The 14,687-nt window shown below is 68.2% G+C and carries 17 protein-coding genes; 5 read left to right on the top strand and 12 right to left on the bottom strand.

Annotation, left to right across the window (positions count from 1 at the left end):
- From Q4P07_RS06725 to Q4P07_RS06750, 6 genes are all read right to left on the bottom strand, one after another.
- The coding region (locus tag Q4P07_RS06725) for a hypothetical protein (RefSeq protein ID WP_303374134.1) at nt 1-603 on the bottom strand (603 nt) is incomplete at its 3' end.
- A 280-nt stretch (nt 604-883) separates the two neighbouring features.
- Nucleotides 884-2,251 carry a PhoH family protein gene (locus Q4P07_RS06730; protein WP_303374135.1) on the bottom strand — a complete coding sequence of 456 codons (1,368 nt, stop codon included), beginning with the start codon at nt 2,249-2,251 and terminating at the stop codon, nt 884-886.
- A gap of 103 nt (nt 2,252-2,354) precedes the next feature.
- The gene (locus Q4P07_RS06735) at nt 2,355-3,125 is read right to left on the bottom strand and encodes an amino acid ABC transporter ATP-binding protein (RefSeq protein ID WP_303374136.1); all 771 of its coding nucleotides are present in this window, start codon (nt 3,123-3,125) and stop codon (nt 2,355-2,357) included.
- Nucleotides 3,125-3,919, bottom strand: coding sequence for an amino acid ABC transporter permease (locus tag Q4P07_RS06740; RefSeq protein ID WP_303374137.1), 795 nt, complete (start codon nt 3,917-3,919; stop codon nt 3,125-3,127). Before Q4P07_RS06740 ends, Q4P07_RS06735 begins: the two co-directional genes overlap by 1 nt.
- A gap of 44 nt (nt 3,920-3,963) precedes the next feature.
- Entirely contained in the window at nt 3,964-4,782 is an 819-nt protein-coding gene (locus Q4P07_RS06745; RefSeq protein WP_303374138.1) for an ABC transporter substrate-binding protein, read from the bottom strand.
- A gap of 83 nt (nt 4,783-4,865) precedes the next feature.
- Nucleotides 4,866-5,630, bottom strand: a complete 765-nt coding sequence (locus Q4P07_RS06750) for an isoprenyl transferase (protein ID WP_303374139.1) — start codon at nt 5,628-5,630, stop codon at nt 4,866-4,868.
- Nucleotides 5,631-5,766: 136 nt separating this feature from the next.
- On the opposite strand from Q4P07_RS06750, the gene Q4P07_RS06755 reads away from it, so the two are divergent.
- Nucleotides 5,767-6,477, top strand: coding sequence for a hemolysin III family protein (locus tag Q4P07_RS06755; RefSeq protein WP_303374151.1), 711 nt, complete (start codon nt 5,767-5,769; stop codon nt 6,475-6,477).
- Nucleotides 6,478-6,539: 62 nt separating this feature from the next.
- Here the strand turns inward: Q4P07_RS06755 and Q4P07_RS06760 are convergent, their stop codons facing one another.
- Nucleotides 6,540-6,758, bottom strand: a complete 219-nt coding sequence (locus tag Q4P07_RS06760; protein ID WP_303374140.1) for a hypothetical protein — start codon at nt 6,756-6,758, stop codon at nt 6,540-6,542.
- On the bottom strand, nt 6,755-7,801 hold the full coding sequence (gene mca, locus Q4P07_RS06765) for a mycothiol conjugate amidase Mca (protein WP_303374141.1): 1,047 nt from the start codon (nt 7,799-7,801) through the stop codon (nt 6,755-6,757). The genes Q4P07_RS06760 and mca overlap by 4 nt, the downstream gene beginning before the upstream one ends.
- 131 nt (nt 7,802-7,932) lie before the next feature.
- Here mca and Q4P07_RS06770 point away from each other — a divergent pair, with 131 nt between their 5' ends.
- Entirely contained in the window at nt 7,933-8,430 is a 498-nt protein-coding gene (locus Q4P07_RS06770; RefSeq protein WP_303374142.1) for a DUF4307 domain-containing protein, read from the top strand.
- 52 nt (nt 8,431-8,482) lie between these two features.
- On the opposite strand, the gene greA is transcribed toward Q4P07_RS06770, so the two are convergent.
- The 4 genes from greA to Q4P07_RS06790 all read right to left on the bottom strand — a co-directional run bounded on the left by greA (nt 8,483) and on the right by Q4P07_RS06790 (nt 12,073).
- The gene (gene greA / locus Q4P07_RS06775) at nt 8,483-8,977 is read right to left on the bottom strand and encodes a transcription elongation factor GreA (protein WP_303374143.1); all 495 of its coding nucleotides are present in this window, start codon (nt 8,975-8,977) and stop codon (nt 8,483-8,485) included.
- Between the two features lie 150 nt (nt 8,978-9,127).
- A complete protein-coding gene (gene ilvA / locus Q4P07_RS06780; protein ID WP_303374144.1) occupies nt 9,128-10,357 on the bottom strand; it encodes a threonine ammonia-lyase in 1,230 nt (409 codons plus the stop codon).
- A 34-nt stretch (nt 10,358-10,391) separates the two neighbouring features.
- Nucleotides 10,392-11,741, bottom strand: coding sequence for a glutamate mutase L (locus tag Q4P07_RS06785; RefSeq protein WP_303374145.1), 1,350 nt, complete (start codon nt 11,739-11,741; stop codon nt 10,392-10,394).
- Nucleotides 11,738-12,073 carry a hypothetical protein gene (locus tag Q4P07_RS06790; protein ID WP_303374146.1) on the bottom strand — a complete coding sequence of 112 codons (336 nt, stop codon included), beginning with the start codon at nt 12,071-12,073 and terminating at the stop codon, nt 11,738-11,740. The genes Q4P07_RS06785 and Q4P07_RS06790 overlap by 4 nt, the downstream gene beginning before the upstream one ends.
- Nucleotides 12,074-12,146: 73 nt before the next feature.
- Between Q4P07_RS06790 and msrA the strand changes: the two genes are divergently transcribed.
- From msrA to Q4P07_RS06805, 3 genes are all read left to right on the top strand, one after another.
- Nucleotides 12,147-12,812 carry a peptide-methionine (S)-S-oxide reductase MsrA gene (msrA, locus tag Q4P07_RS06795; RefSeq protein WP_303374147.1) on the top strand — a complete coding sequence of 222 codons (666 nt, stop codon included), beginning with the start codon at nt 12,147-12,149 and terminating at the stop codon, nt 12,810-12,812.
- A 144-nt stretch (nt 12,813-12,956) separates the two neighbouring features.
- Nucleotides 12,957-13,802, top strand: a complete 846-nt coding sequence (locus Q4P07_RS06800) for a CDP-alcohol phosphatidyltransferase family protein (RefSeq protein ID WP_303374148.1) — start codon at nt 12,957-12,959, stop codon at nt 13,800-13,802.
- Nucleotides 13,799-14,686 (top strand): glycosyltransferase family 2 protein, encoded by an 888-nt coding sequence (locus tag Q4P07_RS06805; RefSeq protein ID WP_303374149.1) that lies wholly within the window; start codon nt 13,799-13,801, stop codon nt 14,684-14,686. The genes Q4P07_RS06800 and Q4P07_RS06805 overlap by 4 nt, the downstream gene beginning before the upstream one ends.
- The last annotated feature ends 1 nt before the right edge of the window (nt 14,687 follow it).

The raw sequence follows: 14,687 nt of genomic DNA on the forward strand, positions 1-14,687 counted from the left end.
CCCAGGTGCCGGAGCGGGTGCTGCCTGGGTCTGCACCGGCGCGGAGCGCTGCTGGGAACGCGAGGCCGCCTCCTGGCTGGCCCGATCGGCAGCCTCCTGCTCGGCCGCAGCGGCCTGCGCCCGCTCGGCTTCCGCAATAGCCGCTCGTTCGGCAGCAGCAGCCTTCTCGGCGGCCCGGGCAGCAGCCTTCTCGGCAGCCTCGGCAGCAGCCTTCTTGGCGGCGGCGGCCTTCTTGGCGGAGATAGCGTCCGACTCGCTGTGGATCGTGTCGAGGCTGGACCCAAGGAGGTCTGCCGACAGGCCGAAGGAGGTGGCGCTCTGCTCGGCCCGCAACTCACGGGTCTCGGCGTAGGCCTGCTGCGCCCGGGTCCCGGCGGTGGTGCCCAGGGACGTGACGGCAGTGGACGCCACGTCGGGGTTGAACCGGCTGATCGCCGTCGTCAACTTGCTGGTGTCGGGGGCCGCGCTCGTCGTGGTCACTGCGTAGGTGGCCAGGGCGAGGGAGCCCGCCGCGATGCCCGCAGTGATCGCGGTCGCCGGACCGCTAAAGCGGCGGGGTCGGTGACGAGCGGGGTCGGAATCGCGCAGGGGGGTGTGAACCATGAAGCAGGGCTACCTCTCGGGGGTTGGTTTGCCGCCTCCGGAGAGAGCGCATGCCCTCAGGTCACGGGAGACCCGGTGGGACAGGCGGCGTTACCAATTCGTGATCTAACCCTGCAACGGTGTCCTGCCAGAAGGCTTTCCGTCAACTCTGCGACGAGAAAGGTGGTCAAGGTCACACCCGCTTGGCTTTGCCGATCCAGTCACATCCTGCACAGGGGCATCACGAGCCCCGCGGTGGTAGCGAACCGACAGCCTTGCCGGTCGGGTCGGCGGGTCGAGGTCAAAGGTCGGCGGTGCCCTCGAGCATCTCGGTCACCAGTGCCGCGATCGGGCTCCGTTCACTACGGGTCAGCGTGATGTGCGCGAACAGTGGGTGACCCTTGAGCTTCTCGATCACGGCAGCGACCCCGTCGTGCCGCCCGACCCGGAGGTTGTCCCGCTGCGCGACGTCATGGGTGAGGACGACCCGAGAGCTCTGGCCGATGCGCGAGAGCACGGTCAACAGGACGTTGCGCTCCAGGGACTGGGCCTCGTCGACGATGACGAAGGCGTCGTGGAGGGACCGGCCGCGGATATGGGTCAGCGGCAGCACCTCCAGCATGTCTCGGTCGAGGATTTCCTCCATCACCTCGGTGGACACGACCGCACCAAGGGTGTCGAAGACGGCCTGAGCCCACGGGCCCATCTTGTCGTTCTCCGAGCCAGGCAGGTAGCCGAGCTCCTGGCCGCCCACGGCATACAAGGGTCGGAACACGATGACCTTGCGATGCTGGCGGCGCTCCATCACCGCTTCGAGGCCAGCGCAGAGCGCGAGCGCGCTCTTGCCGGTGCCGGCCCGCCCACCGAGGCTGATGATGCCGATGTCGGGGTCCAGGAGCAGATCGAGGGCAACCCGCTGCTCGGCCGAGCGGCCATGCAGCCCGAAGGCGTCCCGGTCGCCTCGCACGAGCCGCACGCTGTGATCGGTGGCGATGCGACCCAGCGCACTGCCGGAGGGGCCGAGCACGGTCAGTCCAGTGTGGACGGGCAGCTCGTGCGCCTGGTCCAACTCCACCCGCGCGTGCTCGTAGAGCTGGCGCATCTGCTCGTCATCGATCTCGAGCTCGGCCATGCCCGTCCACCCGGACTCGACGGCCAGCTCGGCGCGGTACTCCTGGGCATCCAGCCCCATCGCGGACGCCTTGATCCGCATAGGCAGGTCCTTGCTGACGACGGTGACGTCACTGCCCTCACCGGCGAGATTCATCGCGACCGCCAGGATGCGGCTGTCGTTGTCGTCCAGGCGGAATCCTGCGGGCAACACCATGGGGTCGATGTGGTTGAGCTCGACGTGCAACGATCCGCCGTCATCCCCGACCGGCACCGGTTCGGCGAGCGTGCCGTGCTCGAGCCGCAGATCGTCCAGCATCCGCAGCGCCTGGCGGGCGAAGTAACCGAGCTCGGGGTGGTGCCGCTTGGCTTCCAGCTCGGTGATCACCACGACAGGCAGCACGACGTCGTGCTCCATGAAACGGATCAGCGCCCGTGGATCGGACAACAACACCGAGGTGTCCAGCACGTAGGTCTTGCGGCCGGTCTGCGGACCCCCCGCCACCGGCAGCCCGGACTCGTTTTCCTTCTCACAGGTCGTGCGCATGGGCGCGGTCATGTCGGCCTCCCGAGAGGCGGGACGGGATGCCCCGCGTCTGAGGCCGACGTTACGAGGTCGCCACGTGACTCTGCGCCACCGAGGCGGCGTGTCGGCGACCTAGTCAGAGGACCTTGGACAGGAAGGACTGGGTGCGACGGTGCTGGGGGTTGCCCAGCACTTCGACGGGATCCCCCTCCTCGACGATCACGCCATCATCCATGAAGACCAGGTTGTCGCCGACCTCGCGGGCGAAGCCCATCTCGTGGGTGACCACCATCATCGTCATACCGTCAGCGGCCAACTTCTTCATGACATCAAGCACGTCACCGACCAGCTCGGGGTCTAGTGCCGAGGTCGGCTCGTCGAAGAGCATCATGTCCGGGTTCATCGACAGCGCGCGGGCGATCGCCACCCGCTGCTGCTGGCCGCCAGACAGGTGCGCCGGGTAGGCGCCCTCCTTGTCGGACAGGCCCACCGTGACGAGAGTCTCGCGCGCGATCTGCTCCGCCTCGGCCCGTCCCCGACGCTTGACCCGCTGCTGGGCGATCGTGAGGTTACGCAGCACCGTCATATGAGGAAACAGGTTGAACTGCTGGAAGACCATGCCGATCCGGGACCGGACCTGGTCCAGCTCGGTGTCCGGGTGCGTGATGTCGATCCCCTCGACCAGGATCTGTCCCGAAGTCGGCTCCTCCAGCCGGTTGACGCACCGCAGGAGCGTGGACTTGCCGGAGCCCGAGGGACCGATGACGCAGACCACCTGACCTCGGTCGACGTGGAAGTCAATGCCCTTGAGCACCTCGTTCGCGCCAAAACTCTTGTGCAGTCCGCGGACCTCGATGGCGGGGGCAGTGCTGTCCATCTCACCGATGGGCGCCAACGGCTTGGTCATCAACGGCTCCTCTTCTGCTTGCGCTCCATCCACGCCACCAGCTGCGTGAGCGGCAACGTGATGGCCAGATAGAGCAGGGCCGCGAAAGCCAGGCTGGTGGCTGTCCCGGCCGAAGGACCGCTGCTCATGAAGTCCCTGGCCATCGTGGTCAGCTCCTTCTGGTTCGCGGCGAGGCCGATCACGAACAGGAGTGAGGTGTCCTTGATCAGGATGACCAATTCATTGGTCAGCGGTGGGATCACGATACGCAGGGCCTGCGGCATCACGATTGATGTCATCGTCCAGCCGCTGCTCATGCCAAGGGAAGCGGCTGCTTCAGCCTGTCCCTTGGGCACGGCTTCGATGCCGGCCCTCAGGGTCTCGGCCATGTAGGCGGCCGAGACCATCATCAGCGCCAGGAGGCCTGCCCCGACGGTCCCGCCCGGAGGACGCCAACCGACGGCGATCGGGACACCCAGGCCCATGAAGAGGATGACGACGAGGGCTGGTAGCCCGCGAAACAGCTCGATGTAGGCCGTGGACACCCACCGAAACGGCGCGACCGGAGCCAGCTTCATGAGCACCAGGATCAGACCCAGGAGGAAGCCACCGGTGAAGGCCACGATGGTGTAGAGGATGGTGTTCTTGGCAGCGACCAGGATCATGTCCTGCCACGTGCCGGTGAAACCCTCAGTGAGGAAGAAGTTGTCCTTCACGCGGGGCCAGTCCACCATCAGGAGGACGACGACGACCAACGCCAGGAAGAGCACGTACAGGGCGCCCCTGGTGGCCCGTTGTCGCTGGCGTCTGGTCATCGCTATGGCCTCGTCTCCTTCGTCGGGTAGGGCGATGCGTCGGTTCAGCGGCTGGTGCTGGCGGCGTCGTCCCCGGCGGTGAAGTACTTGTCGTAGAGCAACTGGTAGTCGCCGCCGTCACGCAGCGCCGTCAGCTCCTTGTTGACGGCCTCGACGAGTGCGGTGTTGCCCTTCTTCATCGCCAGTCCGTAGGTCTCGTCCGTGGAGTACTCTTCCGCGACCTTGAACGAGCCGTCCACCTTGGCGTTGTCGACGTTGACCGGCAGGTCCTGGAGCAGCGCATCGACCTGACCGGCCTTCATCGCCTGGAACATCTCGGCGTTGCTCGGGAACGCAATGAGCTTGGCGCCCTTGGCGTTCTCCTTGGCGTAGGACTCACCCGTGGTGCCCTGCTGCACACCGACGTTCTTGCCGTCGAGGTCGGCGATCGAGGAGATGCCACCGTCGGCGGACACGAGGAGGGACTGCTTGGAATCGTAGTAACCGTCGGAGAACGCGATGCTCTTGGCCCGGTCTTCGGTGATCGTCATCGCGGACGCGGCGACATCGCACTCGCCGGCGTTGAGGGACAGCCCGGACTGGAGCCCATCGAAGGAGGAGTCCTTGACCGCGAGCTTGAGATCGAGGCCGTCGGCGACCGCCTGCACGATATCGATGTCAAAACCTGAGAAGCCCGACGCGGCAGCCGTGTCGAAGTCCTCGAAGGGGGGGTAGGGGACGTCGGAGCAGACAGTCAGGGTGCCGCTCGAGACCAGGTCCAGGCCGGCAGCATCCCCCTTGTCATCGCTCGAGCCACCACAGGCGGACAGGGAGAAGGCCAGGATGGAGGCCCCGGAGATTGCCACGAGAGATCGCATGTTCATGCGCTGAACTGTATGCGCTCACCAGCCCGGGTCGGACGCAACCCGCAGAACGTGACGAAATCGTTGTCCTCGCAGGTGTGTGGTCAGGCGCCGAAGCGCCGCTCACGCTCCACGTAGGCGCGCAGCGCCCGCATGAAGTCGACCTTGCGGAAGTCGGGCCAGTAGGCCTCGCAGAAGTAGTACTCGCTGTGCGTGCTCTGCCACAGCAGGAAGCCTCCCAACCGCTGCTCCCCCGAGGTGCGGATCACGAGGTCCGGATCAGGCTGACCGCGGGTGTAGAGATGGCTGGCGATGTCCTCGACCGTCAGCGCGGAGGCCAGCTCTTCCAGCGACCGGCCCTCGGCGACCGCGTCGCGAAGCACGGCGCGGACGGCATCGGTGATCTCTCGGCGCCCGCCGTAGCCGATGGCGACGTTGACGACGAGGCCCTCGACGTCGTCCGCGCGCGCTGCGTCAGAGGTGAGCCGCTCCGCAGTCTGTGGCGGCAGGAGGTCGAGGGCCCCCACCAGCCGCACGCGCCAGCGTCGGGCGTCGGCCAGGTCGCAGACCACCTGCTCGATGATCTCCAGCAAGGGCTCGAGCTCGACGTTGGGTCGCTTCAGGTTGTCGGTGGACAGGAGCCAGAGCGTGACGACCTCGATCCCGGCCTCTTCGCACCACCCCAGGAAGGGCGCGATGTTTTCGGCGCCCGCCCGGTGACCGTCCGCCGACGCGGCACCCCTCTCCTTGGCCCAGCGCCGGTTGCCGTCGAGCATCACGCCGATGTGACGTGGCAGCTTGTCGGCGGGCAGGTGACGGCGCAGGGAGGCGGTGTAGGCCCGATAGGCCAGGTCTCGAGGCGTCGCCATACCGGTCAACCTACCGGCCGCCGAGGGGAATCGGCGGCCTCGACATGGCCAAGTGGCGCCTGAGCGTCTCCGGCGGCCACCTACTTACGGTTGCGTAACCTACGCCACCGTAAGTTACGCTTGGTTCATGGATCAGATGCGTAGCGCGGCAGCAGACATGGCTGAATCCGCAGGAGAGTTCGTGGACTCCATCGTGGAGCAGGTCAAGCCTCGGTTGCGTGGCTGGCTCCACCTCGCCATGGTCCCGATCAGTGTCACCCTGGCCGCGATTCTGGTGGCGCTCGCGCCCACCCCCCGGGCCCGGGTCGCCGTGCTGGTCTTCGGCATCACCGCCGTCCTGCTCTTCGCTACCTCGGCGATCTACCACCGTGGGCATTGGTCGGCCAAGGTCTCCAGGATCCTGAAGCGCTGGGACCACGCCAACATCTTCCTGATCATCGCTGGCACCCATACGCCGTTCGCGGTGCTGCTGCTGCCTGCGGGTCAGATGCGCAACCTGATGTGGGTCGTGTGGTCCGGTGCGCTGGCCGGTGTCCTTTTCCGGGTCCTATGGGTCGGTGCTCCGCGCTGGCTCTACACCTTCGTCTACATCGCCCTCGGCTGGGTCGCGGTGTTCTACCTCGTCCCCTTCTGGCGCTCCGGCGGGCCGCTCATCGTGCTGCTCATCGGCGCCGGTGGACTCCTTTACACCTTGGGCGCGGTGGTTTATGGGCTCAAGTGGCCCAACCCGTCCCCGCGCTGGTTCGGCTTCCACGAGATCTTCCACGCCTTCACCGTCGCGGCGTTTTCCTCGCACTGGATCGCGGCCCTCCTCGCGGTCCTGGGCACTCGAGCCGCGCTCGCCTGAATCGGAGCACCGGCGGCGATCAGGCCCGCCAGCCCCTTCGGGCGGTCAGGGCTTCCGAGCTGTCAGCTGAGCGGGTCCTCCGTCGGCGGCGCTGACTCGTCCTCCGCCACGGCGCGCGCGGCTTCTCGCCGGACCGCGTCCACACGTTCCTGCTCCCGCAGCCGCATCCGGCGCAGTCTCTTGGACAGGTCGCGGCTGAGCAGCCACACCGTCAGACCGAGTGCAAAGACGACCAGAAAGCCGCCCAGACCAGCGGTGATTTCGACCCCGGTGTTGTTCATGCTGAGTGGGCCTCTTCTTCACGCATCTCGTCCCGTCCGTCGCCATCGCCGTCGCGCGGCTCGGTCGAGTGGTCCAGCTCGGGAGGGATTGGCGCGTGCGGCTCATATTTCAGCATCAGCTCTCCATCCGCATCCCGGGCAGCGGCTCCACGGCAGACGGCATCTCGGTCCGCCAACTCGCGCACCCCGGCGAAGAGGTCGCCTTCTGGCACCGAGACCGGCACGAGAGAGGCCGCGAGCTCGAAGTCGTCAGTCGGCCATTCGGCGCGCTGGATCTCCAGCGGCACCGCAAACCAGTGACCGTCCGGGTCGACCTGGGTGGCGTGCGCGCGGAGCGCGTCGTCGCGGAGCTGGAAATAGTCCCCGCACCTGACGTGCGTGGTCAGGACGCGACGGGGGCGGGTCAGGATGTTCTTGAGCCAGTCGGCGTAAGGCGCCTCGTGCCCCAAGCGGATCATCGCGTCGTTGAGGCGCTGCATACGCTCCACGGTCCAGCCGTTGTAGTAGACCTTCAGTGGCTGCCAAGGCTGGCCCGCGTGCGGGTAGGCCGTCGCGTCGCCTGCCGCCTGGAACGCGGCCATCGTCACGACGTGCGTCATCACATGATCGGGGTGGGGGTAGCCGCCGTTCTCGTCATAGGTGGTGATCACGTGCGGGCGGAACTCGCGGATGACCCGCACCAGCGCTTCGGTCGTCACCTCGAGCGGCTCCAGCGCGAAGCAACCCTCGGGCAGCGGCGGCAGGGGGTCGCCCTCGGGAAGCCCCGAGTCGGTGAAGCCCAGCCAGGTATGGCTCACGCCAAGGATCTGCGCGGCCCGGGCCATCTCTTCGCGGCGGACATGGGTGATGTCGCGCTGGATCGCCGGGTCCTTCTTGAGGCGCTCGTTCAGGACATCACCGCGCTCCCCTCCGGTGCACGAGACAACGCGGACCTCGACTCCTTGAGCGGCGTAGTACGCGGTCGCCGCGGCTCCCTTGGACGACTCGTCATCGGGATGGGCGTGGACCGCCATCAGGCGCAGGCCGTGCGGCTGCAGGCTCATCGGACTCCTTCGGTCGGCGACTGGCAGGGGCCTCCCCCCGCGCCGGCCAGGATCGTGTCGGACAATGGTGGTGTGCGCCACTAGGGCGCACTGCAACTTCCATCTTCTCATCCCCCCAAGGATTCCCGGACGTGACCACACCCGAGCCTGGCTCCGTCGACGCTGACCCGCACGCTGTGGGCGCCGACCGGACCGACTGGGACGCCGAGGAGGAGGGCCATGACACCTGGCGCGGACCCGGTGGGTCGGGTCGTCCCGCTCGGACCCGCAGGACGTGGTGGCTGATCGGCACGATCGCGGTCCTGGTCATGACTGCCATCGCGGTCTGGTTCGGCGTGACGGCCGCACATGGCAACGTGCAGTGGATCAACACCGGCCACCAGATCGCCTCGGACACCACCGTCGAGGTCCGCTTCGACCTGCGTCGCGACGCCTCGCGTGCGGTGACCTGCCAGTTGGAGGCGCAGGACTTCAGCCACCGCGTGGTGGGCCGGACTGAGGTCACGATCGACCCGTCGTCGGAGTCGCCGAGCCGGCACATCGCGCAGGTGCAGTCGGCCGCGCGCGCCGTCACCGGCTATGTGGAGCAGTGCTGGTATGCAGATGAGGCGCCGCTCCCGGACCGTTGACGATCCTTGAGCGACGCCCCGTGCGGACCTGCGCCTGTCGGCGCGGGTCTGGTCAGTCCTGGTAAGGCTTGGCCTTGATGATCTTGACCTCGACCTGCTTGCCGTTGGGTGCGCCATACGTCACGACGTCGCCGGGACGGTGGCCGGCGATAGCTGCGCCCAGCGGCGACTTCTCGCTGAAGACGTCCAGGTCGTCGCCGTCATCGATGATCTCGCGGGAGCCCAGCAGGAAGATCTCGGTGTCACCGAACATCTCCACGGTCACCACCATGCCTGGCTCGACGACGCCGTCGTCCGCCGGAGCGGTCCCTACCACAGCGTTGCGCAGCAGCGCCTCGAGCTGACGGATACGGGCCTCCATCTTGCCCTGCTCCTCCTTGGCCGCGTGATAGCCGCCGTTCTCCTTGAGGTCCCCCTCCTCACGAGCATCTTCGATCCGCCTGGAAATGTCCGAACGACCCTCGCCGGTGAGACGGGACAGCTCTGCGCTCAGGCGGTCGTACGCCTCCTGCGTCAGGTAACTGGCTTCGTGGGCGGTACCGGTCACGTCAAACTCCTCATCTGGGACGAAGGCCGGACGTCGTTGTCGATGTCCGGCCCAAACACAAGGTCCGGGCACCTCTTGCCCGGACCATTGTTGACCTTCGATTCTAGCCTGGATCCCACCCAGAGTCGAGGCGGCGGGCCGCCGACCCGGTTAACCGTGGTCGACGGAGTAGCCGCGCTCCCGCAGTGCCTCCACGACCCGAGTGGAGTGCTCGTGGCCCATCGTCTCCAGGTTGAGCGAGATGGCGACCTCCTGGACCTTCAGCCCCACGACGCGGCGGTGATGCTGCACCTCGAGCACGTTGCAGCCCTCACCCGCGAGCAGCGCGAGCACGCCGACCAGCTCACCGGGACGGTCAGGAACCTTCACCTGCAACTGCAGGAAGCGACCGGCGACGGTCAGCCCCTGCCGGATGATGCGCAACAAGAGCAATGGGTCGATGTTGCCGCCGGAGATGACAGCGACGACGGGGCCTTCGTAACGTTCGCAGGCCTCGAGCCCCAGGTCCATCAGATGAGCCGTGGCAGCGGCGCCCGCGGGCTCGACGACCTGTTTGGCTCGCTCCGCCAGAAAAAGCACGGCGCGCGCGATCGCCTGCTCGCTCACCGTCTCGATCCCGTCGACGATCTCGGCGACGATCCCAAAAGGCACGTCGCCGGGACGGCCGACCGCGATGCCGTCGGCCATCGTGTTCATCGAAGAGACGGGCACGGGGTGCCCGACAGCCAGCGACCGCGGGTAGGCGGCGGCCTCCTCGGCCTGGACACCGACCACCTTGACGTGGGGTCGCAGCCCTTTGACCGCGGTGGCGATGCCCGCCAGCAGGCCTCCGCCACCCGTGCAGACCAGGACTGTCCGCACGTCGGGGACCTGGTCGATGATCTCCAGCCCGCAGGTCCCCTGCCCAGCAACGATGTCGTGATGGTCGAACGGCGGGATGAAGACCGCGCCGTGTTCCTTCTCAAAGGCCAGAGCCTCCACGATGCAGTCGTCGATGGTGGCTCCCACCTGGATCACCGTCGCGCCGTAGCCCTTGGTCGCAGCGAGCTTGGGCATCGCGGCGCCGTTGGGCATGTAGACGGTGGCCTCGATCCCCAGCAGACGGGCCGCGAGCGCGACGCCCTGAGCATGGTTGCCGGCGCTGGCAGCGACGACACCACGACGCTTCTCCTCATCGGTGAGGCGCGACATACGGTAGAAGGCGCCACGCATCTTGAAGGATCCCGCGCGCTGGAGATTCTCGCACTTGAGATAGATGGGCACGCCCGTGCGGTCGGTGAGCGCCTGGCTGAACTCCATCGGCGTCGGAGTGAGGACATCGGTCAGCACCTCTTGGGCGGCGAGCACGTCATCGAGGGTCACAGTTGGCGTCGTTGGCACCCCGCCACAGTAGCCACTGCCAGCCAGCAGCCACTCAGCTGTCCAGGATCTGCGCAGCGACGGCTCGAGCCAGGTCCGGATGCCGGTCGACGAGCAGACCGGCCGCGAACAGAAGGTAGGACGTGTCGACCGTCGTGCGTGCCTGCGCAGGGGGTCGCCAGCCACCTCCGTGATCGGTCAGCACCCCCGCCAAGATGCGGTCCGCGTCCTGGCTGGTCGCGTGACGCAACACTCCACCGGAGCCGATCAGCACGCCCACGTCCGCGAGCGGTCGGGGCGCTTCGCCAGGCGCACCCGGGCGACCGTGGCGTCGAGCCGCCACCCTCGCCGCCAACGCCGCGAGCGTCACGTCGTGCCCCGCATCCTCCGGAGTCGTCGGCAGGAGGCCCGGGTCGGCATGCACCCGCTCTACCCAGGAACTCAGGGCAGAAGTCGGGTCGGTAAGCCGCTCCGCCAGCGCCGCCTCGAGCACGCCGGGGGCGCCCCAACGCATGCCCAGGTCACCCTCGACCGTCCGCGCGTGCCAGAGGGTGGCGACGACCTGCTTGCGCAGCGAGGCGTCCTCTCCCTGAGGGGTCAGGACCGAGTAGACGTCCGTGGTCGCGCCGCCGATATCGATGACCATCACGTCCCCGCCAGCCACCTCCGCGAGGACCTCGACTCCGGCCAGCACGGCGTCCGGGGTCGCGGCGCGCACGAGCTGAGCAAAACGTGGCCCTCGCGACAATCCCTTGCCGCCGATCACGTGCTCCAGGAAGACCTCGCGGATAGCGCGCCGTGCCGGCCCCGGGTGCACGACGCCGATGCGAGGCAGGACGTTGTCGGTCAACGTGGTGCGACGGCCGGTGGCGGCGAGCTCGGCGGCCACCTGCTGTTGGGCCTCGACGTTGCCTGCAACCACGACGGGCGCGCCGACGCGAGAGGTGGCGAGACGTCGCGCGTTGTGGAGCAGCACCTCGGCGTTGCCTCCGTCAGTGCCGCCGACCAGCAGGATGACGTCGGGGCGGGCGGCGCGCAACGCTGCGACGTCAGCAGTTCGTAGCGGGCCGGCGGCGACGTGCACGACCTTGGCCCCGGCCGACAGGCCTACCCGGTGGCCCGCTTCGGCGGTGACCACGCGTTCGTAGCCGACTACCGCCAGACGCAGACCGCCGCCAGCGCTGGAGCAGACGAGCATCCGGTCGCGGTTGCCGTCCAGCGGGTCGGGGACCGGCACGCCTGACTCGACGGCGAGCCCACGGCAGACCTGAAGCACGCCATCGAGCACATCCCGGTCGGGACCGACCGTGGTCGGGACAGCCCCGCGCGCCAGCAGGCCGCCCTCCTCATCGATGAGAGCGGCCTTGGTGAAGGTCGACCCGACGTCGACCAGGAGCAGGCTCACACCAGGGCGATGATGAGGCTGACCACCAGCCAGATCAGCCCCACCCCACCCAGGATGGCGCCCCAGAGCATCTTGCGCTGGGCCGCGAGCACCGTCGCGCGGTTGTTCTCCACGCCGAAGCCGACCTGCGCACCGACGTCCAGCGAGCCGGGAGGGCCGCCGAAGCCCGCGAGGAGCTTGGTGGCTTCGGCGTGGTCGCGGCGACCCAGCAGGTAGAGCACGACCCCGGCGACGAGCAGGACCAGGGGGAGGACGACATACAGCGTCCAGTCCCCGCCGGTCCACGCCTCGGTGGCGGCCAGCGGCATCGGAGCAGCGAACGGCGTGAGCATGAGAGGCACGCTGCCACACGCAACCCGGTGCGCGCCACCGCAAGGTCTGCGGTGAGCGTGGGACAATTGAGCCATGAACATCTCCTCGCGCTTCCCCCGTCGCACCACCGCGCCCCCCGCTACGACTCATGCGGTGCTGGGGACCCCTCTCCACGGACCCTGGCCCGAGGGCACTGAGGTGATCTATGTGGCGATGGGTTGCTTCTGGGGCGCCGAGCGGATCTTCTGGAAACTGCCCGGCGTGGTGTCCACCGCGGCCGGCTACCTGGGCGGCTCGACCCCCGCCCCGAGCTATGAGCAGGTGTGTTCGGGGCGCACCGGGCACGCGGAGGCGGTGCTGGTCGCCTACGACCCGACGCAGACCTCCCCCGAGCTTCTGCTGAAGTCGTTCTGGGAGAACCACGATCCGACGACGGCCAACCGTCAGGGCAACGACGTCGGCACGCAGTATCGCTCCGCGATCTTCCCGACGACCTCGGACCAGACTGAGGCGGCCACCGTGTCCCGTAAGGCCTTCGGGGAGATCCTCAGCGCTGCGGGACACGGCCCGATCTGCACCGAAGTGACGCCCGCTGAGGAGGCCGGAGAGTTCTACTACGCAGAGGACTACCACCAGCAGTATCTGCACAAGAACCCCGGCGGCTACTGCAACCACGGCCCGACCGGCTACACCTGCCCCGTCGGCCTGGTCCGGCAGGACGAGCTGCCGGCACAGCAGGACGTCCTCCCACCGCACTGACCCGCGGCAGTCATGGCGGCGCCGACAAGGAGCCCGTCTAGACTTCGCCCAGCGCGCGCCTCGAGCAGGAGGCGGCACTACGCTGCGACGAGCCCGGCGCGACTCGACGACGAGTCTGCGCCCGATCCCGAAAGGTGCCCGACCATGCAGCCTGCCGACCGGCGCAAGGGGGCAGCTCCCTCGCTCGCCGACCTGCGCGCCGTCGTGCAGCCGCCCGAGGTCCTCGCGCGGAGCAATGCCGAGCACTGGACCGGGGACCGCTATCTGCGCCGCGTCTCGCCGCACCTGACCCGCCAGCTCCTCCGCACCTCCATCTCCGCCAACGGCGTCACCGTCCTGATGATGGTCGCTGGCTGGCTGGCCGCCCCGGCGTTGCTCCTCCCCGGCGTGTGGGGCGCCCTGCTGGGGGCTGCGCTCGCCCAGCTGCAGATGCTGCTGGACTGCTCCGACGGTGAGGTCGCGCGGTGGCGTGGGCTGTCCGGACCGTCCGGCATCTTCTTGGACAAGGTGGGTCACTACACCGTCGAGGGACTCATCGCCCTGGCGCTCGGGGTCCGCGCCACCGGCGTCATCGGTGATCAGGAGGCCGACCCCGTCCGGATCTGGCAGTTTGCCTTCATCGGAGCCTTCCTGAGCGCCGGTCTGCTTCTCAACAAAGCGCTCAACGACATGGTCCACTCCTCGCGGGCGGCGGCTGGCCTGGGTCGGTTGGCGGACACTCCGGGCGCTCGCGACGTGCCGCCCACCAGCCTGTTGGGGCAGCTGCGCCGCGCGGCCAGATGGGTGCCCTTCCACCGCATCTTCCACTCGATCGAGATGACCATGCTCACCCTGGTGGTCGCCCTCCTGGGCGCCGTCCTCGGTCACGACCTCCTCGCGGCCCGGCTGCAGGTGCTGGTGATGGCCGTGGTCATCATGCCCGTGGTCCTGGGCCACCTGCTCGCCATCCTGGCTTCACCGCGTCTGCGCAGCGCCGAGGGTGCCACGTGAGCGACCCAGCCACCTTCGGGGTGGTCGTGCTCACGCAGGGAAAGCGTCCGGTCGAGCTGGCTCGGGCGATGGATTCGCTGCGGACCCAGCGCCGCGTGGTGCTGGACATCATCGTGGTGGGCAACGCCTGGGAGCCCACGGGCCTCCCACCGGGGATCGCCACACTCGCACTCCCTCGCAACGTCGGCATCCCTGCTGGCCGTAATGCCGGCGTCGCCCACGTGCAGGGCGAGTTCTTGTTCTTCCTCGATGATGACGCCTGGCTCCTCGACGACGACGTCCTGGCCCGGACCGCGGACTATCTGCGCGCGCATCCGGACGTGGGGATGATCCAGCCGCGCATCGATGACCCGTCCTCCGACCGGGAGATGCCGGGCCGCTGGATCCCGCGGCTGGGCAACACACACCGTGACGATGAGGCGGACGTCTTCAGCGTGGTCGAGATGACCGTGGCGATGCGTCGTGAAGCCTATGACCGGTCCGGTGGCTGGCCTGGAATCTTCTTCTACGCCCACGAGGGGATCGAGCTCGCCTGGCGGGTCTGGGCGGCAGGCTACCGAGTGCGTTATGTGCCCTCGCTACGGACCGGCCATCCGATCATTGACCCCCGCCGGCACGACGACTATTTCTTCAAGAACGCCCGCAACAGGGTGTGGCTGGCCCGCCGCAACCTGCCCTGGCCCTTGGGCTGGGTCTACGTCGCCAACTGGACCGGCGTGCAACTGATCCGGTGGTGCCAGCAGCCGGGCGGCCTCCGGTCATGGCTGGCCGGCTGGTGGGAGGGCTGGCGCGCCAGCCCGTGGGAGCCCCACGAGAGCCGCCACAAGCTGCGCTGGCAGGACATCGCCCGCATGGCTCGGCACGGTCGACTGCTGGTCATCTAGC

Origin of the sequence: Ornithinimicrobium sp. (assembly GCF_030537745.1) — a bacterium.
Lineage (GTDB): Bacteria > Actinomycetota > Actinomycetes > Actinomycetales > Dermatophilaceae > Ornithinicoccus.